This is a genomic window from Leptospira fletcheri (assembly GCF_004769195.1).
Taxonomy (GTDB): Bacteria; Spirochaetota; Leptospiria; order Leptospirales; family Leptospiraceae; genus Leptospira_B; species Leptospira_B fletcheri.
The window spans coordinates 896,940-919,008 of record NZ_RQET01000004.1; the positions used below are offsets into that span (position 1 = coordinate 896,940).

The 22,069-nt window shown below is 48.3% G+C and carries 19 protein-coding genes; 4 read left to right on the top strand and 15 right to left on the bottom strand.

The features are described 5' to 3' along the window. Positions 1-76: 76 nt before the first annotated feature. From EHO60_RS07525 to EHO60_RS07540, 4 genes are all read right to left on the bottom strand, one after another. A complete protein-coding gene (locus tag EHO60_RS07525; RefSeq protein ID WP_135767515.1) occupies positions 77-421 on the bottom strand; it encodes a hypothetical protein in 345 nt (114 codons plus the stop codon). A 79-nt stretch (positions 422-500) separates the two neighbouring features. After that, the gene (locus tag EHO60_RS07530; protein ID WP_135767516.1) at positions 501-1,841 is read right to left on the bottom strand and encodes a TolC family protein; all 1,341 of its coding nucleotides are present in this window, start codon (positions 1,839-1,841) and stop codon (positions 501-503) included. Between the two features lie 29 nt (positions 1,842-1,870). Next, on the bottom strand, positions 1,871-5,071 hold the full coding sequence (locus tag EHO60_RS07535) for an efflux RND transporter permease subunit (protein WP_135767517.1): 3,201 nt from the start codon (positions 5,069-5,071) through the stop codon (positions 1,871-1,873). 142 nt (positions 5,072-5,213) lie between these two features. Further along, entirely contained in the window at positions 5,214-5,546 is a 333-nt protein-coding gene (locus EHO60_RS07540; protein ID WP_135767518.1) for a hypothetical protein, read from the bottom strand. A gap of 469 nt (positions 5,547-6,015) precedes the next feature. On the opposite strand from EHO60_RS07540, the gene EHO60_RS07545 reads away from it, so the two are divergent. After that, entirely contained in the window at positions 6,016-7,560 is a 1,545-nt protein-coding gene (locus tag EHO60_RS07545; RefSeq protein WP_246028178.1) for a helix-turn-helix domain-containing protein, read from the top strand. Here EHO60_RS07545 and EHO60_RS07550 read toward each other — a convergent pair. Together EHO60_RS07550 and EHO60_RS07555 are read right to left on the bottom strand one after the other, a co-directional pair. Beyond that, entirely contained in the window at positions 7,557-8,450 is an 894-nt protein-coding gene (locus EHO60_RS07550) for a GGDEF domain-containing protein (RefSeq protein WP_135767519.1), read from the bottom strand. The two genes, EHO60_RS07545 and EHO60_RS07550, sit on opposite strands and share 4 nt — an antisense overlap. Before the next feature lie 72 nt (positions 8,451-8,522). After that, entirely contained in the window at positions 8,523-9,476 is a 954-nt protein-coding gene (locus EHO60_RS07555) for a helix-turn-helix transcriptional regulator (RefSeq protein ID WP_135767520.1), read from the bottom strand. Positions 9,477-9,638: 162 nt separating this feature from the next. On the opposite strand from EHO60_RS07555, the gene EHO60_RS07560 reads away from it, so the two are divergent. Next, complete coding sequence (locus EHO60_RS07560) at positions 9,639-9,818, top strand: hypothetical protein (protein ID WP_135767521.1); 180 nt, start codon at positions 9,639-9,641, stop codon at positions 9,816-9,818. Between the two features lie 33 nt (positions 9,819-9,851). Here EHO60_RS07560 and EHO60_RS07565 read toward each other — a convergent pair whose 3' ends face one another. Next, positions 9,852-10,430, bottom strand: coding sequence for a YdeI/OmpD-associated family protein (locus EHO60_RS07565; RefSeq protein WP_135767522.1), 579 nt, complete (start codon positions 10,428-10,430; stop codon positions 9,852-9,854). Then, positions 10,423-11,256 (bottom strand): carbon-nitrogen hydrolase family protein, encoded by an 834-nt coding sequence (locus EHO60_RS07570; RefSeq protein WP_135767523.1) that lies wholly within the window; start codon positions 11,254-11,256, stop codon positions 10,423-10,425. Before EHO60_RS07570 ends, EHO60_RS07565 begins: the two co-directional genes overlap by 8 nt. A 96-nt stretch (positions 11,257-11,352) precedes the next feature. On the opposite strand from EHO60_RS07570, the gene EHO60_RS07575 reads away from it, so the two are divergent. After that, positions 11,353-11,952 carry a hypothetical protein gene (locus tag EHO60_RS07575; protein WP_135767524.1) on the top strand — a complete coding sequence of 200 codons (600 nt, stop codon included), beginning with the start codon at positions 11,353-11,355 and terminating at the stop codon, positions 11,950-11,952. A gap of 43 nt (positions 11,953-11,995) precedes the next feature. On the opposite strand, the gene EHO60_RS07580 is transcribed toward EHO60_RS07575, so the two are convergent. Beyond that, positions 11,996-13,192: a DegT/DnrJ/EryC1/StrS family aminotransferase gene (locus EHO60_RS07580; protein ID WP_135767525.1), complete on the bottom strand. Its 1,197-nt coding sequence runs from the start codon at positions 13,190-13,192 to the stop codon at positions 11,996-11,998. A 119-nt stretch (positions 13,193-13,311) separates the two neighbouring features. Between EHO60_RS07580 and add the strand changes: the two genes are divergently transcribed. Beyond that, a complete protein-coding gene (add, locus tag EHO60_RS07585; RefSeq protein ID WP_135767526.1) occupies positions 13,312-14,667 on the top strand; it encodes an adenosine deaminase in 1,356 nt (451 codons plus the stop codon). On the opposite strand, the gene prfB is transcribed toward add, so the two are convergent. The 6 genes from prfB to EHO60_RS07615 all read right to left on the bottom strand — a co-directional run bounded on the left by prfB (position 14,653) and on the right by EHO60_RS07615 (position 22,044). Then, positions 14,653-15,756: a peptide chain release factor 2 gene (gene prfB / locus EHO60_RS07590; protein WP_135767527.1), complete on the bottom strand. Its 1,104-nt coding sequence runs from the start codon at positions 15,754-15,756 to the stop codon at positions 14,653-14,655. The genes add and prfB overlap by 15 nt on opposite strands. A gap of 59 nt (positions 15,757-15,815) precedes the next feature. Then, the gene (locus EHO60_RS07595; protein ID WP_135767528.1) at positions 15,816-16,661 is read right to left on the bottom strand and encodes a hypothetical protein; all 846 of its coding nucleotides are present in this window, start codon (positions 16,659-16,661) and stop codon (positions 15,816-15,818) included. 4 nt (positions 16,662-16,665) lie between these two features. Then, on the bottom strand, positions 16,666-17,937 hold the full coding sequence (gene purD, locus EHO60_RS07600) for a phosphoribosylamine--glycine ligase (protein WP_135767529.1): 1,272 nt from the start codon (positions 17,935-17,937) through the stop codon (positions 16,666-16,668). Between the two features lie 100 nt (positions 17,938-18,037). Then, a complete protein-coding gene (locus EHO60_RS07605) occupies positions 18,038-20,686 on the bottom strand; it encodes a valine--tRNA ligase (protein ID WP_135767530.1) in 2,649 nt (882 codons plus the stop codon). 177 nt (positions 20,687-20,863) lie between these two features. Then, the gene (locus tag EHO60_RS07610) at positions 20,864-21,268 is read right to left on the bottom strand and encodes a DUF1801 domain-containing protein (RefSeq protein WP_135767531.1); all 405 of its coding nucleotides are present in this window, start codon (positions 21,266-21,268) and stop codon (positions 20,864-20,866) included. A 35-nt stretch (positions 21,269-21,303) separates the two neighbouring features. Beyond that, complete coding sequence (locus EHO60_RS07615) at positions 21,304-22,044, bottom strand: TetR/AcrR family transcriptional regulator (protein WP_135767532.1); 741 nt, start codon at positions 22,042-22,044, stop codon at positions 21,304-21,306. Positions 22,045-22,069: the final 25 nt, after the last annotated feature.

The window sequence follows — 22,069 nt, forward strand, 5'->3', positions numbered from 1 at the left end:
CGATTCCGCAACCCGTTTCTTTTCTTAACGTTTCGGGTGGGATCCTACGACGCCGCTCCGGAAGCGACGCTTCGAATCAATGATTCATTTTATCCAAACGGAATTCCCTGCTCGGAGTAAGGTGGCAGATCCTATGTCCCGAAAAATAATCTGCGGCCATGAACTCCTGGAAGTCGCAATTCGTGATGGACGCGGCTAGAATCGCGCCCTCGCAGTCGTGCAAGGCGCTAGTCTTAAAATACTGATCTCCTTCGTCGGACGGAGCCAATGTGGGGTTCTGGGAAATCACTTCGGAGACGAGGGACGAAACGTTTCCGTAATTGTTAGGTTGTCCCCCCGATGCCAGACATTTCAACATTCCGGTTTCGAATAGGAGTTTTTTTGCATCCTTTTGGCTGGTGTAATGCGTGTCTCCTTTCATACATCCGCTCGATATCGAAGCTAGAATCAGAAGAATGAATAAGGTTGAACTTATACGAATATGATACATGAATCTATCCTTATATTTTTCCGTTTACCAGGTCTCGAACCTTGGTGTAGGTGAGATATTCGGTATAGGCGTCTATCAATTCCCCCTGGGTCCGTAACAGGTTTCGGAACGCCTCTCTGAAATCCACAAGGTTTCCTTGGTAGTTCGCATAACGACTTCGCGCCACTTCGTAACCGGTCTTGGCCAGTTCCACTTCGTTTCTGAGATGCTTGATTCTTAATGTCGCGGAATCGATCGTCTTGCTCAGTCCCACGTTCAGCTCGGCTACTTTCTTCCGGGCCGCTTCCAATTCCTTTCGCTTCGCGGAAAGTTCGTGTTCGGCTGCCTTTACTTCCCGAACCGTTTTAAGTCCTTCGAAAACCGGTACGACGAAGGAAAGGTTGGCGGAGTAATTCGAATAAGGTACCAACCTTGCCTCCTTGAACGTACCTACGGAATAGGATGATTTCAATTCGGGCATAAAGTCCGCCTTGGAACGATCCAACTTGGCTTCGGCAGCTATGACTTCCATTTTGACGCGGCTTACGATCGGAGAAGAATCGTACTGGTCGCCGATTCCGAGAGAAGGATCCGTCCGGTTCGATCCGGAAGATTCTTCGGTCTCCGAGAATTTTCCGAGATTGATGGAAGTGATGGACGGACAGGAAATGGAGGTCCAATCCTCCTGTATTAAGAGTCCTAGTTCCTCTCTTCCTTTTTTCAATCTGAGTTCGTAGTCGTCCGTCTGGGTTTTGATCTGTTCCACCTGAGCCTCGACTAGGTATTTGTCCACGATCGACTTCTGACCGTTACGTACGAATCTGAGCGCTTCTCTCCGTATCGTGTCCAGATCGTCCGTCAAGCCGGACCAAAGCTCCATCATGCTCCGGTTTCGGGAGCATGAGTAATAACTCCTAATGGAGGTGTCCAAGACTTCGAGTCGGGTGAGTCTGATCTCCTCCTTTCTTCCTTTCGCTTGGCTTTCGGCGTACTTCAGATCGTTGGACCTTCTGCCCCAATCATAAAGCGTGTATTGGCCCCAGATACCCGCGGAAGGTCCGGCGTGAAAGGGGGAAACCATCACACCTCTAGGAACCATGACGCCCGGTTCCCCGAACGAACCCGGTAACCCGGAGGTGATCATCCCGGACGCGTAAGCGGTAGGCATGTAAGCGGCTTTCGCCACTCCGATCCCTTCTTCGGCCTGCTTTGCCAGGAAAATTTTTGCGGCCACCTCCGGGCTCGTTTTTTCCGCTTTGAGCATGAAGTCCTCGACGGTCAGGATCGTTTCCGAATCCGAATAGAGGGAAGTCGCGCCAACGAGCGAAAGTATTATAAAAATCTTAATTGTAGATTCGAGTCTGCGTTTCATTTTATTGCTCCCGAAAAATCTTGTCGGAATCAGCTCTCCTTTAGATAGAACTTGCGGTAGAGATATCTGAAGACCGTAGGTAATACGAACAAGGTCAACAATGTTGCCAGAAATTGACCTCCTATCACGGCTCTCCCCAAGGGGATATTTGCTTCCGATCCTTTTCCGAATCCGATCGCCATCGGAGTCAATCCGAGCATGGAGGCAAGAGAAGTCATCAGGATCGGTCTCAACCTCGCTTTGGCTCCCTCTATGATCCCGCGATCGAGTTCCATTTTTTCGTGCTCCAACATGTGGAGAATGAACTCTATGAGAAGCACTCCGTTGGAAACCGCGATCCCGATCAGAAAGATAGTTCCGATACCCGCTTGGAGGCTATAATAGGTTCCGGTCAATGCGAACATCAGCGCGATACCCACCATTCCCAAAGGTACGGTCATCATCATGATTCCGGGAAGCATGAAGGAACGGAATTGTACTACCAGAATCATGTAGACCAAAAAGGCGGAGAGAAAGAATCCTCCTCCCAATTGACCTAACGCGTCCCTCATCTTTTCTATTTCTCCGGTGATGACTACTTTGTATCCTTCCGGAACCTTGAATTTCTTGATAACTTTCTCGATGTCGCCGGACACGCTCCCCACGTCCCTGTCCTGGGAATCCAACATGATGTTGACGGTCCGTTTCATATTAACGCGGCTTAATATAGTCGGACCCTTGGTCTGCTCGATGTCGGAAAGTTGATTGAGAGGAATCGCTCTCTCCTGGAATTTTCCCGTAACAGGAATATTCTCGAAATCCTTCATGGTTTGGAATTTCTCTTCCGGGAAGCGGACTCCCAACGCATAATCGATACCGCTTTTCGGATCCACCCATATCGTTGGCTTGTAAACGATGCTTCCGGCAAGAGCGCTCACGATATTCTGCACGATCTCGTCCGTGTAGACTCCTTGCGAATCCGCCTTCTTACGATTGATATTTACCTCGATGGCCGGGGTATCGAAACTTTCCAGGATACGGACGTCCGTAGCGCCTTTGATCTTTTTGATTTCCGGAAGAAGGTTCAACGCCACATCGTGCGCTTTCATTGCGTTGGAACCGCGTACCTGCACATTGATCGGAGCTTGAGCGCCGCCGTTAAGCGAAGAGGAAAGCAGTCCCCCCAACTCGATTCCGATTTCGACGCCGGGGAATTCCTTCGGCAATTTTTCACGGATAATTCTCGCGTATTCCTGAGAGGTTTTTTTACGATGTTCCTTCAACTCCACCACCATGGAAACGTCCTGGGTTCCTCCGTTTTGGGAGAAGGCCGCGGGAAATCCTTGGTAGAGACCGGAATCGGCGAGCACCATTTCCAGATCTCCTTTGATCCATTCCTTCAGCCTTCCTTCCACCAACTTCGCTTGTTCGCTCGTCTGCTCGATCCTTAGTCCGGAAGGAAATCTCATATGAAGAACGAAACTTCCGGCGTCGGCCCTGGGAAACAGTTCCGTTCCGATAAACGGAAGGCAAAGTCCGCCGATCGCGAAGAGTATGAGGATTCCGACGACCACCGCTTTGGTTTTGGTCATGACTTTCTCCAAAGCGTTTCCGTAAATTTCGGTCAAAGCGGATATCATGTTTTGGATCGCTTGAAAGAATCTAGGAAGTTTGGGAGGTTCACCTGTAAGGAATCTACTTGCGAAAAGAGGAATGATCGCTGTTTCGGATAACAAAGATCCGGTGATGGCAAGGATTACCGTCTTCGCTATCGCTCCGAAAAGAACGTTAACCACTCCTTTGGTGAGAAGAATAGGAAATAACACGACGACGTTACAAAGAGTGACTGCGATAATGGGCGGGGTCACCTCTTGGGCGGCGCGCACTACAACCCTTACACGGTTCGGATCCTTATCCTCGGCCAAATGTCGCATGATGTTTTCGATCGCGACGATGGAATTATCCACAAGTAGACCGATCGATAGTGCCATTCCGCCCAGAGTCATGATATTGATCGTAGAACCCGTGGCTTTCAAACCCATGAGGACGAACAAGGTGGAAAAGGGAAGAGAGAGAAGAGTGGCAAAGGTCGCTCTCGGGTTTCCGAGAAAGAGAAACACCATCAACGCGGCCAAACCTCCGCCGAACATGGCTTCTTCTCCCACCGTCTCCACGGCCTTGCGAATAAAGATCGTAGTGTCCGCCACGATATTCAGCTTTAGGCCCTTGACCTCTTTTTCCAAAGTCTTCATGGCCTCTCTGGCGGCGTCTACGACGGCCAAAGTGTTGGCGCCCTGTTGTCTCATGACGGGAACATAAACGATTTCCTTTCCGTTCAGAGTAACCATCTCCGTCTGGACGATACTCGCTTCTCTGGTAGCGCCTACATCGCGTACGAATATGGAAACGCCTTCGCGGCTGCGAAGAGGAAAGTCGTCGAATGCCTTGACCGTGTCCGCGACTCCATTCGTATAGATCGGATAATCGAAATCTCCGATCTTAACGTCTCCCGCCGGAATGAAGGTGTTCAACCTTCCGATTTTTTCCATCGCTTCCGCGGCGGACATATCGAATCTCTTTAACTTCAGCGGATCCAACTCTATAATGATCTGCTTTTCCGCTCCGCCCATGACCGTCGGTGCGATCGTTCCCGGACTTCCTTGTAAGGCGCGTCGTACGTCGTACTGTCCTAAGTCGTACAATTCGTTGACCTTAAAATCGCCGCTCACCGCCACGAGGCAGACGGGAGTGGAACCCATCGGATCGAAGGGAAGTACGATCGGAGGCATCGCTCCAGGAGGAAGTCTTCGTAGAACCGACATGATATAGCCGACGGTCGCGCCCATTGCTTCGGGTCTGGACGTGGAATCTTCGTCAAAGAAGTTATTCACCACGCTCACTCCCGGGTAGGACTTGGATTCCTGATGGATCAAACCGGGCGCTTGTCCCGTATAACGTTCGAACTTCCAGGTGAGAATGGTTTCCGTACTTGAGGTAGGCATTCCCCAATAAACGTCCAGGATCTGGACTGCCGGTTGCTTAGAAGGAGGCAGAAGATCTCGAGGCATTTGAAATAACGCCAGAACCCCCAAAACTAACACCACGATACAACCGGCAATCATCAAGTGCGGGTTTTTGACCGAAAACGCGGCGATCCCGGCCTGAGTGACCTGTTTTACCGCCGCTGCATAAGAAGTCGGCGGACGATCTTGGTCGGGCAGGGGTTGAATATTCTTATTCTTTTGACTCATTGGGTACCTCGTACCTTCATTTTGAATTTTCCTGATCTCTCCGAAGTTTACCGGAACCGTTTCGTCCGAGATCCGAATGGTATTCCTTTTTGGAATATGTTATTTCCGTGATTCAACGGAAATATTGAAATGGGCTATTTGTTTAGGATAGGGGAGGAGGGATATTGAGCAAAGACGGAGCAAGAAGAAAGATGTATGCCGTGTGAGGAATGCCGCCTGCGATGTAGGACCGAGCGGAGAGGATTATAGGAAGGTTTATGAATTCCGCCGGAGCAAAGAAGGAGATAGGAAGGGAAGAAAAATCTCCGTCGTGGTGGTCTTCTCTCACCTCTACGGCATCTTCGCTTTCTATTTCGGCTCTGAACTTTTCCTTTTGGATAAAAGGTTTGGATAGGGCGGAATTGAAGGACATAGCAAGGAATAGAACGACCGGAATCGCTATAGAAACTCTGCCTTTGTTTTTTTCCGAATACATGTCTGGCCTTCGATACCTTCGTTTTATCCGATACTCGCAAAGTCAAGATCGTTATCATTTTTAGCCGCAAACGTAGTTAAAAAGTTGTCCATATTTAAAAAGTTGGACGTATCATATTATTAAGTTATCATATTGTTATCGTGAACCTATATTTTTCCGAATTGTCGGTTATAAGGATGCTGTCGGGAGTCATTTCCGCGCCATCGGATCCGAGATAGGAATTCTCTCGCAGCTTTCGGCAGTTAATAAAACGGGAATGGTCGATAAAACTTGCGTTTTTGTTTGACGGTTTGCCCGCATTGGATATCAAGATATTGGTTTTTCGAACGTTTGAGGCCCGAAAGAGGTCGTACGGGAATTTTCAGAAACGACCCAATCGAATATGACAATCAGGAAATTATATCGGAGCGCTTTTTATCTTCTTCCGCAGTTTTTTTTCTTTTTTTCTTTGTCATCCTTTGCGGAGACAGTGCCTATCCGTCAGGACGATCCGGAAATTACCAACATAAGTTCCTTTACGGAATATAGATATCGGAAGCATGTCATCGTCGGTTGTTCTCGATCCGGGTTGGACGAGGTCCGAAAACTGGAGTGGCATACGAATCCCATCCCGGACGCTTTGAGGGTAAGGAGGATGGATCGCGGGAATTGGCTCAGATACACGTTGAAAAACGAATCCGATGAAATGCAGGAAAGGGAGCTGACTTTCTTTTCCACGAACATTTCACGGATCGAATTCTGCTCGGTGGATGCGCAGGGAAAATACGAAAATTCGGAATATATCGGATCGGAACATCGCGATTTTCAATCCGTTTTTCGTCCTAGCTTTCCCCGTTTCCTGATCCGATTGCGACCGAAAGAAAGCAGGACCTTCTATTATTTCATCTCGTCCAAAGAGGACATCACTTACGCGAATTTTCCCGTCAAATTGCTGGCAGGAAACGCGACAGAGCGCTTGTCCCTTTTCTGGTTTACGACCCAAATCTATATTTTAACGGTGTCTTCGATTGCGATCCTGCTCGCCTTAGTCTATTGGCGTAAAAGAAAGAATCCGGTATTTCTTGTGCTCGTTCTGCAGGTATTCCTTTCTTTCGCTTCTTTTTATTTCCTACAAGTGAAACCTTTTTCTTTCTTTTTCGGAGAAAGCAGTCGGCTGCTCGGATTTCCGTACTTCCTGTTTCAAGCGACGACGTATGCGGCATTTTTCCTTTTCTTAAATTTTGCGGAAAGGATTTGGTACAATGATCGGGAACCGAACATTTCCTTTTTGGGAGCTTCTTTGGCGGGACTTCCCTATCTTTTGATCCCGCTTTCTCCGCCCGTTTTCGAATACAGAATTCTGATTTTAGTCGCGACCACCGGTTTATCGATCTATTATTTTTTGAAGTCCCATCGGACTCTGTTCGGCTCGGGCCGAATTCCGGTTTTGGCGTATTGGATTTCCTGGGCTGTTTTTTTACTCTTCAATCTCGGAAAAGCGCTCTACCATTTCGACTTTTATCCTTATAACGAATTTTCCGTATTCGCATCGGTTCTATTTGCTCCGTTTCATTTCGTTCTTGTCGGCATTTGTCTGTTCAGGATGTCCTCGGCGGAATTCTTTTCCAAAGACTTATCCAAACCTGTAAGCAGAAAGAGTACCGTCTCTTCCCTCGAGGTGGACCGGCTGGTTTCCCGGATACGGGCGCTGATAGAGGAAGAGCGGATTTTTCTTAAGAATTCCCTGAAGGAAGAACACCTCGCGAAGGAATTGGGGATCGGCGTTCACCAGCTTTCCGAAATCATCAACGTCGAATTCAAAACCAGTTTTCCTTCTCTCTTGAACTATTATCGGATCGAAGAGGCAAAGAAACTCTTAGGGCAATCTCCAAAACTGACGGTTACGGAAGTGCGGGTCAAATCCGGTTTTAGCTCCAAATCCGCTTTTAATCTGGAATTCAAAAAATTGACCGGATTGAGTCCGAACGGTTATCGTCGGGCGCAGAGTGAGGACGGGAACTTCGATCCGTCTTAATCCTTGCTTCCGGTGGATACCACCCTGTTTTTTCCCGAACGCTTCGCCACGTATAGTGCCGAATTTGCGGAACGCATCAAACTATCTTCGGAGGATCCGTCCGCCGGGAACATTGCTACGCCGACGGAAAGTGTGGACTGAATCGATCCTTTCGGACTTTGCAGTCGAAGCAGGGAATACTGGTCTCTGATTCTTTCCGCTCTCTCCAACACGGTTTGCCTATCCGCCCCTGGGAGGATCAGAAGGAACTCTTCTCCACCGGTTCTGGCCGCAATGTCCGTTTTTCTAGAATTCTGCAAAAGGATTTTGCCGACGTTGGCGATAAGCTCGTCTCCTTGACCGGTGCCGAACGTATCATTGATCACTTTCAACCTGTCGATATCGATCGCGATTACGCCGATCCGACTTTCGGTTCTTTTTGCGCGGGATAATTCTGAGGAAAAAATGTTGGAGGTATAGCTCCGGTTAAAAAGTCCCGTAAGAGGATCTTGCATCTCCAGATTCCTGATTTTGGCCCGACTTCTTAAATTCAGAAATTCTAATCTTTTCAGCCGTACTTGCAGGAATCTGCTATCGGTGTTATCTTTGAAGAAATACATCGTCAGCGGTTGCCCACCGTACCCGTCGGGAATTTTCTCCGAACGGATTTCGAATCTTCTTTTTCCGAACGGGGTCATTAAGGAAACGACCATGGATTTAGGCGGAGGAAATTCCTGGAAGAAGCGCCGCCAACGATCTTGCTGTAAAGGATCGGAAGCAATTTCCCATTCCGCTGCTCTGCGATTCTGCTCGATCGATTTTCCGGCAGAATCTAAAATCACGATTCCTTCGTCGAGGGCGTCCAGGATAGGGCCTAGTTTCGTAAAAATGCTTTCCGAATCTAAAGTCATAAACAAACCATCGGGGCAATTTATTAGAAGGATGAAGCAGCGAAAATCTACAATCCTAGTTCGGGAAACGCTCTAACCTTTTCGATATAGAGTCAGGATTTCCTCCGCTTTTGACAGTATGGATTCCTTTAATTCTTCCGGTTGCAGTACTTCCACGGCGGAACCGAAACGCATTAAGGATCCGATCGCCCACTCCAGGGTTTCCAGATCCAATTCCATTTCGCTCCATCCTTTTTTCGCAGGGGACACCTTTAGAATTTTCAGAAACGGATTTCGCCGGATTTTGAGTTCTAGAGGACTCTTGATTCGTATCTTAACTCGGTACTGTGGAATTCTGGTTTTGAAATCCTCCAGCCAGGATTCCCAATATTTGGAGAGGTCGAATTTTTTCGGCCTTTCGAATCTTTCGGCTAGAAGTTTTGCCTCTCGGATTCTGGAAATTCTGTAGATCCGGATTTCCCGACTCCTTCTCGCCACCAGATACCAGGTCGTGTCTTTTGCAACGAGGCCTAACGGTTCCAGGTTTCTGGAAGAAACCGTGCCTTCCTTTTCGTATAAGATTTCCACTTTTCTATCTTCCCAAACGGCGTCCTGCAACAAAGGGAGGACCGGGAGATCTCGGATCGCTTGGTTCCATCCGGCCCCGTCTATGTGAATCCGTTGCCTTGCCGTTTCCGCATCCTTTTTGTACGCGGGGGGTAGAGCGGCCATTAACTTTAGAAAAGCTGAATCTAGGTCCTTCTTTCTTCCCAAATCCTCCAAAATCCGCGAAGATTGTAGGAGCAGAAGGGAGAGCACTTCTTCCCGCCTCATTCCTGTTAGGTTGGTTCTATATCCTTCGCTAAGACTCCACCCGCCGCCGATTCCCCTTTCCGCGTAAATCGGAATTCCGGCCGAGCTAAGAGCTTCCATATCACGGTGAAGAGTCCGCTCCGAAACCTCCAATTTTTCCGCGAGTTCCCGGGCAGTAGTTTTGCCCTTGGCTTGGAGGTGCAATAGGATATTTAAAAGTCTGTCCGCCCTCATGATGGAATTCTATCGGACAATACATGACATTCTATGTCATGTATTCAAGGCTTAATCGGAATCTCCTCTAAAAAGCGTCGGAATTAAAATATGACAGATTATGACATGTAGTGCGGGATATCATGAGAACATGCGGGAAAGAACCGTTTAAGGAAAATAGATATGATGATGATTGCGTGTTCGGTGTTAAGCGTAGTATTTTGTGGAGGGAGTTCCGCTGCGATCCGGGAGCTATCGGATAAAAGCGGTTCTCCGGAAGGTGGAAAGGAAGTCTTACCGTCGGTTTTTCGGGATTCGTTCTCCAGAGAGGTCGGAGACGGGGCGGAAATTCTCCCGAAATAGATCCAAGGAAATCGGGAGAGTACAGGATCCGTTTTAATGGATCTTCTTTCCCTGTTCCAGCATCGATACGAACTCCTGGATTTTTCTGGTTCGCGTTTCGGCTTTTTTCACGTTATGAATCCGAAATAGAATCGCGTACCGGTTCGTCTTGTCCAGGGTTTCGAAAAATTTCCCGGCTTTCTTGTTTTGGTCCAAAGCTTTTTGGAAATCTTCCGGAACTACGATCTTACTCGGAGAGGCGTAAGCCTTATCCCAGGCGCCGTTTTGTTTGGCCTCTTCTATCGCCTTCAACCCTGCCGGTTTGATCTTTCCCGAAGATAGTAATTCTTCCGCTTTTTCCCTATTTTTAAGCGACCAAATACTTTTCGGTTTTCTTAAAGTGAATTTTTGGAGCCAGTATTCGGAATCGAAAGGTTTTTTTTGCCCGTCGATCCAACCGTAACAAAGAGCGATCTCCAAAGCCTCTTCGTAGGAAACGGAAGGAATACCGGATTGCTTTTTACTCAGCTTGATCCAGATTCCGGGTGAGGAATCGTGGTTTTGTTTCAACCACTTCTCCCATTCTTTCCGGGAAGAGAAGGGAACCACGAGTTGTTCGTCTTGCTTAGGCAAATTTTTCCCACTCCGCTATGAATTTTCTATGCTTGAGGGAAGGAATTTTCCTCCTCGCTTCTTGGATCAATTCCAGATCGATTTCCGCTACTAAGGCACCTTCTCCTTCCTTTTTCTCCGCTAGGATTTCTCCCCAGGGATTCACGATCAAGGAATGACCGTAGGTTTCCCGACCGTTGTCATGCCGTCCGGCTTGAGCCGGGGCAAGTACATAGCAGAAATTTTCGATCGCCCTCGCTCGTAAAAGCGGTTCCCAGTGCGCCTCTCCCGTTAACTTCGTGAATGCGGAAGGCACGAACAGGATCTCGGCTCCGCGATAGGATAGCGCACGAAACAATTCGGGAAAACGGAGGTCGTAGCAGATTACTGTGGAGATATTCCCGAATTGTGCCGAGGAAAAAATCGAAGGAAGTTCCGTCCCCGAAGAGACCGATCTAGATTCCTTGTATTGGAATCCATCTCCCGGATCGGTGTCAAAAAGATGAATTTTATAATATCTGAATATTTCTTTGCCGTCGGGTCCGAATAAGGTCGACGTATTCAGAATTTTTCCGTCCTTTCCGGCTGTAGGATAGCCTCCGCCTAAAAGATGGATTCGGAATTTTCGGGAGGTTTCGCTTAGAAATTTGGAAGTAAGGACTTCTATCTCTTTTGCGCGTTCCAATTTTTCCTTTTCGGAACCTAAAAAGGAAAAATTCTCCGGAAGCCCGATCAATTGCGCATTTTTAGAAAATGCGTCTTCGATCCATTTCTCCGATTCGGTCAGGTTCGCGTTTATGTCCGAGCCGCTGTTGAGCTGGAGTACTGCCGCAAAATATTTCCTCATGATACGCTGATTTTACCGGATCGAGGGAAATTGAAAAGCGATTTGCGTCGGCAATCTGCTTGCGCCGAATTTGTAGGAGCGGATTCTTAGGAACTGATGCCTTTTCCGCTCAAAGAATTCCAGACATTCCAGAAATTCGGATCCGCAAACCATCATCCTGAAAATCCCTGGGCTCTCGTGTACCTACTCCTGGATTTTTTGAGCAGCGGAGACGGCGCCTTAAACGCGGTTCAGGAATCCTGGATGAAAGGCTTTTCCCCAGCCTTGCCAGAGGAGAAGAGAAAGGAAGCCGCCGATAAGATGCTGGTTTTAGCGGACGGACTTTTGGATTGCCTGCGAGAATGGAAGGAAACTGCGGAAGAAGAGGGTAGCGAAGCCGTCATGGAGGAAGTCCTGGAATTAGGAGAGGCCGTTCTCCTGGAAACGCAGGAGATGGGAGAGTTTTCGCGGATCGTTCGGGAGGAAGCCGTGGAGATTTTATCCGACCTTTGCGGGGCTTGCGGTGTACCGATTCCCAAAAACGGATATAGAAAGATCGACCTTTCCCTTTTCGAGGATTCCGAAATTGCGGAAGAAGTCGAGGAATGGATCGTCGCTCTGACTTCTTTCGATAACGCCAAAGAGGCTTCGGATTTGGAAGCAGGAATTCTTGTACTCTTCGTTAAGATCTTTTTATTTTATATTTTCTTTAACTGATTTTCCCGCGATCCGCTTTTTAACGGCGAGTTCTGACGAATCCTTATAGCCCGGAAAAGACGTCTCGTACAGCTGCGACCACGTCCTCTATGTCCCCATCGGTCATGCCTGGAAAAAGAGGCAGGGATAAAGTTCTTTGGAACATCGCGTCCGTGTTCGGATAGTGTTTTTTGTCGTAACCGAACCTTTGATAAAACGGGTGCTCATACAGAGGAATGAAATGCAGGCTGCATCCGATATTTCTTTTTTTTAATTCGGAGCAAAGGATGTCTCTGTCGATTTTTCCCCGCACACGATCCACTTCCACCCGGAACAAATGCCAGGAGTGATCTCCGTCGTTGGCGGGTAAGGGAAGATGGAGAAAAGGTAGATCCGAAAATTCGGAACGATATATTTCCGAAATCAGGATTCTGCGTTTCCAGAGTTCTTCGGCTTCCGAAAGTTGCACTACTCCGATCGCGGCTGCGATATCACTCATATTATATTTGAATCCAGGGGAAACGACTTCATAGTACCATCCCGGCCTGTCGAAGGTTTCCCGATTGATTCCGTGCAATCTCATCAGTTTGATTCTTTCCGCAAAATGGGGATGTCTTGTCGTCACCATCCCGCCTTCTCCCGTCGTGATCCCTTTTGTCGCGTAAAAGCTGAAGACCGTAAAGTCCCCGAGCGTGCCGATTCTTCTTCCCTTATAAGCAGCGGGGAACGCGTGAGCGGAATCTTCTATTACATAAAGATGATATTCTTTCGCGATGGAATTCAGCGCGTCCATTTCGCAGACAGCGCCGGCCAGATGCACGGGCATGATTGCACGCACCGTTTTTCCGGTCTTTTTATGTACGAGGTTCCCTTTGGAAAGAACGCATTCCCGTCGGATCGCTTCTCTTAACGTGGATTCCGTCATTAGATTGAAGATCGGATCTACGTCGGTCAGAATGGGTTCTGCTCCGAAGTAGCAGACCGTCTCTGCAGTCGCGGTAAAAGTCACTGCGGGAACGAAGACCGCGTCTTCCGAGCATAGCCCGATCGCTTCCAACGCCAGGTGAAGTCCCGCAGTAGCCGAGTTCAGGGCCAATGCGTATTCGGCTCCCGTGTATCTTGCGAATTCTTCCTCGAATTCCCGGACCTTAGGTCCGGAAGTTACCCAACCGGAGCGGAGGACTGCGGCGACTTCCTCGACAGCTCTTTCCGAAATTAGGGGCAGGGCGAAAGGTAAGAACGTCTTTCTCGCGGTGATCATGCGACAAAATCCTCCGAGGCTTTTTTAAGCATCGGCCGATTTTCGAAAAAGATAAGGGGAAAACCGCCGGAATCTTTTTCGGAATTGAAATCGGAACGGCCCTTCCTTATTCTGCACCAGTGGGTGTCCCTTTCGCGGAAATTTTCGAACGAATCCGAATCCTAGATCGGGATGTCTCGGAACTAAACCGGCTCAAGAGTCGCCTTCCCGCGGACAGACCTTATTCTTCCTCGCTTCAGATTTCCTTCGATAAGCAGATCAACAATTTACTAAACGAGAGAATCCGGCTTTTGGAACTGGAGATAGACGGTCCTCCAGCCTGGCTCCTTGGCGATTCAGAGAGTAGGGAAGCCGGTAAAAAAACCGCTTCCGCCCTTCTGGAACCGGCCGACCTCTCCGGTCAAAAACTCCAGGACCAAGACGTAATCAACTTCATCCGGGAACTTCCTAAAACGGAAATTCATCTTCATTTGGAGGCCTGCGTAAATAAGGAAACCATGAAGAAGTTGATGGCCAAGAACGGGATCTCTCTCAGCGACGAAGAGTTCGAAGCCAAATTCAATTTTAAGGATCTGAACGGATTCATTCAGGTCTTTTTCTTCATCCAAAGTCTGGTTAAGGAAGCCGCCGACCTGTACTATTTTGTGGGAAGTCTGGCCGAGTACATGAGGGCTAATAATATTCTGTACTCGGAAGTATTCTTTGCCCCTTCCAAATTCATTCAGAACGGTTTGGATTTCGAGGAAATGGTGGAGCAACTTGTGGAAGGAATTCGCGAGGAAAAAGCAAAAGACGGAATCGAGATCCGTATTTTGGTAGATGTTTCCCGTTCTTTCGGTCCCGAGAACGCCATGAACAATCTCAATCGGGTCCTGAAATTAAAGCATAAGGAAGTGATCGGAATCGGTTTGGGCGGAGCGGAGTTGATGGGGCCGGCGAGGGATTATGCCGAAGTCTTTAAAAAAGCACGAGACGCTGGCTTAAGAGTGGTTGCGCATTCCGGAGAAGACGACGGTCCCTGGGCGATTTGGGAAGCGGTTGAACTATGTAAGGCGGAACGGATCGGGCATGGCACTTCCGCGATCCAGGATCCCGAACTCGTAAACTATTTGCGCGAACATAAAATTCCGATCGAAATATGTGTAACGTCTAACGTGTTTACCGGGAAATACGTTAGAAAGGAACAGAATCACCCGGTCCGTTACTATTACGATCAAGGACTCCCTCTTTGTATCAATACAGATGATCCCGAAATCTTCAATGTGAACCTTACGTACGAGTACTTCAAGCTCTGGAGGTTTTTGGATTTCTCTCTGGACGAAATCGTGGATTTGATCAAGCAAGGAGTATATGCTACTTTCCATCCGCAAAAGGAAACTCTCTGGAAAGAGATGGAAGTTCGGATCCGGCGGACCAAGGAGATATACGGAATCGGAAACCGCGCGGAAAAAGGAGAGGCCTTAAAGAGTCTTTAAGTAAGCCATGATGAATGGCTCGATTTCCCCGTCCATAACCGCTTGCACGTTTCCAGTTTCGTAATCCGTACGGTGGTCTTTTACCATATTATAAGGATGGAATACGTAAGACCGGATCTGGTTCCCCCAAGCGATGTCCTTCTTTTCTCCCGATTTTTTTTCGAGATCTTCCTTTAGCCTTTCCTGTTCCAGCTCGTACAATCGCGCTTTGAGCATTTTCATCGCCGTGTCGCGGTTTTTGATTTGGGAGCGCTCGTTTTGGCAAGCGACTACGATCCCCGTCGGAATATGGGTCATACGTACGGCCGAGTCGGTGGTATTTACGTGCTGTCCGCCCGCTCCGGAGGACCTGTAAACGTCCACTCGCACGTCTTTTTCCTCTATCTTGATGTCTATATCGTCGTCCAATTCCGGACTCACGTGCACGGAAACGAAGGAAGTATGCCTTCTTTTATTCGCGTCGAAAGGGGAAATCCGGACCAGACGATGGACTCCGTTTTCGCATTTCAAAAATCCATAAGCGAAATCGCCCACCACATGGATCGTGGCGTTTTTGATTCCGGCTCCGTCCCCTTCCTGAAAATCGACCACGCTGTACTGATAACCCTTCTTGTCGAAATACTTCAGATACATCCGAAAAAGCATCTCGGCCCAGTCCTGGCTTTCCGTTCCACCCGCTCCCGGATGGATATTCAAAAAGGCGGGTTTCATATCTTCGGGCTCGTTCAAAGCTCCTAGAAGTTCCAGTCTCTCGAACTCTTCCTTCAATCTGGAATACTCGGAACTGAGCTCTTCCACTCCGTCCTCGCCTTTTTCTTCCAGAGTCAATTCCACCAGGTCGGGCAAATCGAGCACGTCTTGGCGGATGGCGTACCAAGGAGCCAACTTCCGTTCTAGCTCAATTTTTTTTTGACTGACCGATTTTGCCTGGTCCGGGTTATCCCAGAAGCCGGGATCGGCGATTCGTTCTTCGAAGGATTTTAGCTGGTCCTGATCTTTGTCCAGATTCAAAAGTTTCCAGCGATTTAGGAAATTTTCCTGGAGTTCTTTGGAAAGGCGTTTTAGTTCCTTGGCGTTCTTAACTTCCATGCGGATCGATTGTGATTCTTTGTATTCGGATAAGGGAAGAAGGAGGGACGAGCCGGAATTCAGCGAAAAAGAAAATCTTCCCGCTCTTCCCGCTGCACTTCCCAGCTAAAAACCGTATCTCTGAGTTGGGGGGTATTTCCTTCGACAGTGGAGACTAGATCGAATTGTTCCCTTTTGCCAAATTCCTCCGGGATACGTTTTAGGACAAGTTTTCCAGAACGGATCAGGTCCAAAACGTGCAAAAGAAAAGGGTCCCTTTCCGCTCTCTGGAGCTCCTTCATTGCAGAGTAAAACGGACTGATTCCCTTATAGAACCAATCCGCGATCTCGTTTTTACCGGGAGCCCAGAGTTGATCGATTCGGATCCTTTCTTCCTGGACTAGGCTTTTTCCTTGGAACGGTTTCTGTAAATGTCTACACTGAAAATATAGCTCGTGGTTGATCTCTCTAGGGAAGACTTTTCCATACCCTGCCCCGATCCATTCGATCCACGCCTTTTTTTCCCTTGCAGGTAGAGTCGGAATGAGTGCAAAGAGATAATTCTGGTTTCGGAACACTCTGGAATGCGCTAGGAAATCCAAGACCTCGTAAGGAATCATGAAATGTCCTTTTTGCCATTCCAAAACTACCGGTATTTCCGCAACATCCAAGTATTCCTGAGGAGTCTCTCCCTGGACCACGTCTCCGAATTGCGTCAGGATGTAGATAAACGAGAGTAACTCCTTACGACTCATCTTGCGGATTAGATTTTCGGAATCTAATTTCGTGCGTAAGGAGTTCCGGATCAGATTGTACTGTTCGATCGGATATTGGTGTGGAGATAGAATGATCCCGAGGTGTTTTTCCAGCTTACGCAGGCTGGAACGATCCACTAAGTCGATATTTCCGGATACTAAGAACGGCATACGTTTATAGAGCTTTACCGGCTATGTCTTTTCTATAGAAAGTATCGGGTACATCCAGCTTACTTAAATAGGCGTATGCTTTCGATACGGAATCTTTGAGATCCGATCCCCGAGCCGAGATTCCTAAGATTCTGCCACCTGTAGAGATCAGGTTTCCATCCTTTTTTGAAGTTCCGGCATGAAAAACGACGACGTCTTTACTCTCGGTTTGTGGAAGTTCCAGAGGAATATTCTTTGCATAGGATTCAGGATATCCTTTTGCGGCCAAAACGACGACGGTAGAAGCTCCCTTTCCGACGGAAGCCTTCGTCTCGGATAATCGGCCTTTTGCGGAAGCGGTGAAGATCTCCACTAGATCGCCTTCAAGCATGGGCAGTACGCATTGTGTTTCGGGATCGCCGAATCTACAATTGAATTCCACTACTTTAGGTTCTCCTTGAGCATCGATCATCAATCCGGCGTAGAGAAGTCCTTTGTACGGATGCCCTTGTCGGCGGAAGATCTCGAACATAGGATCGAAAATCGAACGCTTTACCTTCCCTAAGATTTCCTCGGTTACGATCGGAGCGGGACAGTAGGCTCCCATCCCTCCGGTGTTCGGTCCCAGATCCCCGTCGAACGCACGTTTGTGGTCTTGAGCGGCAGGCAGAGTGAAGTAATCCGTTCCGTCGCTGATCGCGAAAATGGACGCTTCCTGTCCTTCCATGAATTCTTCGATCACTACTTTGTTTCCGCTCTCGCCGAATTTCTTATCTAAGAAGATCTCTTTCAATGCGACTTCCGCATCGGAGAGATGGAAGCAGACCGTGACGCCTTTGCCAGCAGCGAGCCCGTCCGCCTTGATTACGATCGGGACACCTTCTTTGCGGACGTAGTCCAGAGCCTCGGCGTGATCGGAAAACGACTCGTACTTTGCAGTGGGGACTTTTGCCAGATTCATTAAGGATTTTGCAAATTCTTTGGATCCTTCCACCTGCGCGCAATACGCGGAAGGTCCGAATGTCGGAACCCCGATCTCGGACAACCAATCGCAGATTCCGTCCACCAGCGGATCCTCGGGGCCTACCACCACGAGATCGTAGCCGTTTCTTTTTACGAAATCCTGTACGGAGGTTTTTTTCTTCAGATCGAATGATCCCGCCGGCAGGAGTTCCGATTCGGGAAATCCTCCGTTCCCGGGAAATACGTGGAGAGAGGAGAGTTTCGGAGATTGACGTAATTTGTGCGCGATCGCGCTTTCCCGACCTCCCGAGCCGATTAAAAGAATACGAGACATAAAATATGAAATCCTACCGAAAATCTTTCCATTCACAACACCGATCTTTTTTTCTCTTCGGTAAAGGACCGAAGAACATGACGTTTTTGGATCCGGACCTCTAGGAAAGTTTTTCCATCGCCTTCCGGATACTGTCCGTTTTTTCCTTCAATAGGCGGAGCTTTTCTTTTTCTTTTTCCACCACATCCGGATTGGCCTTCGCTAAAAAGTTCGGGTTTTCCAATTTTGCGCTGAGTTTTTCCTCTTCCTGCTTCGCCTTTTGCAGGTCCTTTTCCAATCGAGCTTTTTCCTTTTCGAAATCGATCATTCCTGCCAAAGGTAGGATGACTTCTCCGAAGCGGAAGGCGCCGACGGAGTCGGTCTTTTCCGCGGAATAGTTTTCCTCGACCTGAATGCTCTCTAGACGTGCGAGCTGCAGAATGGAAACTTCGAAATCCTTAACGGAAGCGGCGACCAGCGGATTTCCCGATTTTAAAACGGCTTTGCATTTCTTATCCAGAGGGACTCCGTTTTCCGTTCTTTGGACGCGGATCTGTTTTACGGCTTCCTGTAGAATGTTCGTCTTGATTACGCCTTCGTTTTCTGCGGATACGTTATACGATTTTGGGAAAGGGGTCCGCGTCAGGAATTCTCCGTCTCCGAATGCCTCGTAGATCTCTTCCGTTAAAAAAGGCATAAACGGATGCAATAGACCGAGAGCACGGACCAAAACGTCCGTCAAAACCTGTTTAGCAGTCTCCTGGGAACGCGGGCCCAATTTGCCGTAAATTCTGGGTTTTACGAGTTCGATATACCAGTCGCAGAAATCCCCCCATACGAATTCGTAGATTTCGGAGGCCATTTCGAAAAACAGAAATTTGGAATATGCTTTTTCGTATCTGGAAAGCGTCTCATCGAATTTGTGCAGGATCCACTGGTCCATAGGTTCCAAATCGGAAGCGCTTAGAGTTTCCGGATCCTCTTTACGGAATTCCTCGTCCAGATTCATCAGTATGAATCGGCTGGAGTTCCAGATTTTATTGCAAAAGGATCTATATCCGTCCAGTCTGCTTTCGTCGAAGAGAACGTCTCTGGCTTCGGGTAAAGTGGCCGCGAGAAAGAAACGGAAGGAGTCGGTTCCGTACTTCGTCATCATATCCAGCGGGTCCACGACGTTCCCGACGGATTTGGAGAATTTTTTTCCTTCCTTGTCACGGACCAGACCGTGTATAATCACTTTTGCAAACGGGGATTTTCCAGTGAATTTTTTCCCCATCATGATCATTCGAGCGACCCAGAAAAAGATGATGTCGAATCCGGTCACCAGTACTTGCGTGGGATAGAATTTTTCGAAGTCTGGAGTCTTTTCCGGCCACCCCAAAGTGGAGAAGGGCCAGAGCTGGGAAGAAAACCAGGTATCCAGAACGTCCGGGTCCTGTTCCACTTTGTCGGAGCCGCATTTGGGGCAGGTGCTAACGGAGGATTCGGAGACTTCCGTATGACCGCAATTCTTACAATGATACGCGGGAATCCGGTGTCCCCACCATAGTTGGCGGGATACGCACCAGTCGCGTATGTTATTCATCCATTCGAAGAATGTTTTTTCCCAGAGCTTCGGTATGAATTCCGTTTCACCCGATCGGACCGCTTCCATTGCCAGCTCGGCCAAGGATGTCATTTTGCAAAACCACTGTAGAGAAAGATACGGTTCGATGATTTCTCCGCCCCTGGAATTGTGTCCGACGGAATGTACATGGTCTTCTATCTTCTCGATAAGTCCCGCAGCTTCGAGATCCTCTACGATTTTCTTCCTTGCCACGAACCGGCTCAGCCCGGCGTATTTTCCGGCATGTTCGTTGAGAGTCGCGTCGGGATTCATAACGAGAAGAGGTTTGAGTCCTAGTCTTTGCCCTGCCTCGAAGTCGTTCGCGTCGTGAGCGGGGGTGATCTTTACCAAACCGGAACCGAATTCTTTATCCACGAAGGAATCGAACAGGATGGGGATCGTCCGATCCGTTAAGGGAAGAGAGGCTTTCGCTCCTTGGAATTTTTGATAGCGTTGGTCATCCGGGTGGGCTGCGATCGCCACATCTCCGAAAAGCGTTTCCGGCCGAGTAGTGGCTACGATCGCGTACTCGCCCGGTTTTCCGACGATAGGATAACGTAAATGATACAGCTTGCCTTTCGTCTCCCGGTATTCCACTTCCAGGTCCGAGATGGCGGTGAGAGTTTTCGGGCACCAATTGATGATTCTTTCTCCGCGATAAATCAATCCTTCGTCGTACAAAGATTTAAAGACTTTGACGACTGCCTTGGAAAGTCCTTCGTCCATGGTGAACCTCTGGCGGCTCCAATCCACGGATTCTCCCAGCAGGCGTTGTTGGTTTTGGATCATTCCTCCAGAATGTTCCTTCCAATCCCAAATCTTGCGTTCGAATTCCTCTCTCGTAAAATCCGAGCGTTTTTTCCCCTCTTTGGCTAATTCCCGTTCCACGACCATCTGAGTCGCAATTCCTGCATGGTCCATTCCCGGAACCCAGAGAGCGGCTTTTCCTTTTTTTCTTTCGATTCGGGTAATGATGTCTTGGACCGTGTGATTCAACGCATGTCCGATATGAAGGCTGCCCGTGACGTTCGGAGGAGGAAGAGAAATCGTGAAGGAAGGGGAGACGTTGGAATCTGGGAGGAAGCTCTTTCGTTCTTCCCAGCGGGAAATCCATTTCGGTTCTACGCTAGTAGGTTCGTAACGATCACTGATCTGCTTCTTCATAGCCTTCGTTCGGATAGGATTTTCTTTGGAAGGCAGAGGTCAAGTGAATCGAAACTTCTCGGTTTGGATCTCTTTGTTCGTCCAAATCCGAGAAATTATGTGACATAATCAATAGACGCCGGGAGAACCCATCGGTTTCGGGAAAAGTGTCCGTTTTGCGAAACGGCGGAGAATTGATCAGGTTTTTCCGGCTCTGTCCGATAGGGCTTTCTTTATTAAGGATTTTAGATATACCATCGGAACCTTATCTTTATCCCTCAGATTGATCCTGGTTTTCCCGCAGGTAATACTCGGAGCCTTGATTTTAAAAGCGCGGACAAACGATTCTTGTTGGAATTGAACGGTAAGATAACTCTTTTGGTTCGCAAAGGAGAAACCCTTACCGTTCCGTTCCAAAGTGGGCATATTGTTTTTTAACGTTTCTCTCAGATCCGGAAATTCGGAGCGTACGAAATCCAAAAGTTCTAGCATCCTTTCCTTCCGAATTCCGGAGGCTCTTTGAACGTACGAATCTATTGGAGATTCGATCTGATGGTCCAGATCGAATCTAGGTAGAGTGGGGACGAGTGCGTAAAGAAGCATAATAAAACCTCGATTCCTTCAAGGCAGGTTGAACATCAACCGGCGTTCGCCACTAAAGGAGCGGAATCCACGAAATTTTCCGAAGGTAATTCGGATTTCTTGAATAGTTTCGTAAGTTCCGTCCATTCCGTACGATCGAAATAATCCAAACCGCCTTCCGGGCAGCCCAACAATTCTTCGATCGTCTTATGATAAGAAAGCATCAACTCGTAGATTTCATCCTCGCTTTCCTTGCTCTTTCCTAGTAGGAAAAAGGCTACTTTTTCGCCCAGCGCATCGGAAAGATCGAAGATAATCGACGTTAGGTGGTCCGCTCTGAGTATACTCTTAAGGGATCCGTCCTTTTGGCCTTCTACGGTTAAAGACACGAAGAGAGGAAAGCTGAGATCCACGGACTTTCTATGGATCTTGTCCCGAAGCTGCAGGTTGCCTGCGGAGAATAAGGACTCTAACAGGAAGCGAATCTCTTCCGCTTTTCCCTTTTTCCAGTTATGGGTTACGATCAAAGCTCTTCTAATCTTATCCAAACCGGTACCTTCGTCTCCCAAATTGCCTATTTCGGCCTGCATTGCTGCATGTGCTTCTTGGGCGAATTTCACCGCGATCTCTTCCAACAACTCCTCTTTGGATTGGAAGTGATGGTAGAAAGTTCCTTTGGCGATGTCCAATGCGGAGAGGATGTCCTGTATCGAAGTCGTTTCGTACCCTTTTGCGAAAAAGAGCTTTCGGGATTCATTCAGAATTCTCTCTCTTGTGGAAACTTTTGGTGCGATCATGCGGCCCCTCCATTCAAACCGACCG

Coding starts and splice junctions, on each gene's coding strand:
- EHO60_RS07595 (WP_135767528.1), bottom strand. CDS start 16,661: ATGCCGTTCTTAGTATCCGGAAATATCGACTTAGTGGATCGTTCCAGC.
- EHO60_RS07580 (WP_135767525.1), bottom strand. CDS start 13,192: ATGATCACCGCGAGAAAGACGTTCTTACCTTTCGCCCTGCCCCTAATT.
- EHO60_RS07610 (WP_135767531.1), bottom strand. CDS start 21,268: ATGCTTCTTTACGCACTCGTCCCCACTCTACCTAGATTCGATCTGGAC.
- EHO60_RS07525 (WP_135767515.1), bottom strand. CDS start 421: ATGAAAGGAGACACGCATTACACCAGCCAAAAGGATGCAAAAAAACTC.
- EHO60_RS07615 (WP_135767532.1), bottom strand. CDS start 22,044: ATGATCGCACCAAAAGTTTCCACAAGAGAGAGAATTCTGAATGAATCC.
- EHO60_RS07575 (WP_135767524.1), top strand. CDS start 11,353: ATGCCTTTTCCGCTCAAAGAATTCCAGACATTCCAGAAATTCGGATCC.
- EHO60_RS07555 (WP_135767520.1), bottom strand. CDS start 9,476: ATGAGGGCGGACAGACTTTTAAATATCCTATTGCACCTCCAAGCCAAG.
- EHO60_RS07570 (WP_135767523.1), bottom strand. CDS start 11,256: ATGAGGAAATATTTTGCGGCAGTACTCCAGCTCAACAGCGGCTCGGAC.
- EHO60_RS07605 (WP_135767530.1), bottom strand. CDS start 20,686: ATGAAGAAGCAGATCAGTGATCGTTACGAACCTACTAGCGTAGAACCG.
- EHO60_RS07530 (WP_135767516.1), bottom strand. CDS start 1,841: ATGAAACGCAGACTCGAATCTACAATTAAGATTTTTATAATACTTTCG.
- EHO60_RS07560 (WP_135767521.1), top strand. CDS start 9,639: ATGATGATGATTGCGTGTTCGGTGTTAAGCGTAGTATTTTGTGGAGGG.
- EHO60_RS07535 (WP_135767517.1), bottom strand. CDS start 5,071: ATGAGTCAAAAGAATAAGAATATTCAACCCCTGCCCGACCAAGATCGT.
- EHO60_RS07540 (WP_135767518.1), bottom strand. CDS start 5,546: ATGTATTCGGAAAAAAACAAAGGCAGAGTTTCTATAGCGATTCCGGTC.
- prfB (WP_135767527.1), bottom strand. CDS start 15,756: ATGGAAGTTAAGAACGCCAAGGAACTAAAACGCCTTTCCAAAGAACTC.
- purD (WP_135767529.1), bottom strand. CDS start 17,937: ATGTCTCGTATTCTTTTAATCGGCTCGGGAGGTCGGGAAAGCGCGATC.
- EHO60_RS07550 (WP_135767519.1), bottom strand. CDS start 8,450: ATGACTTTAGATTCGGAAAGCATTTTTACGAAACTAGGCCCTATCCTG.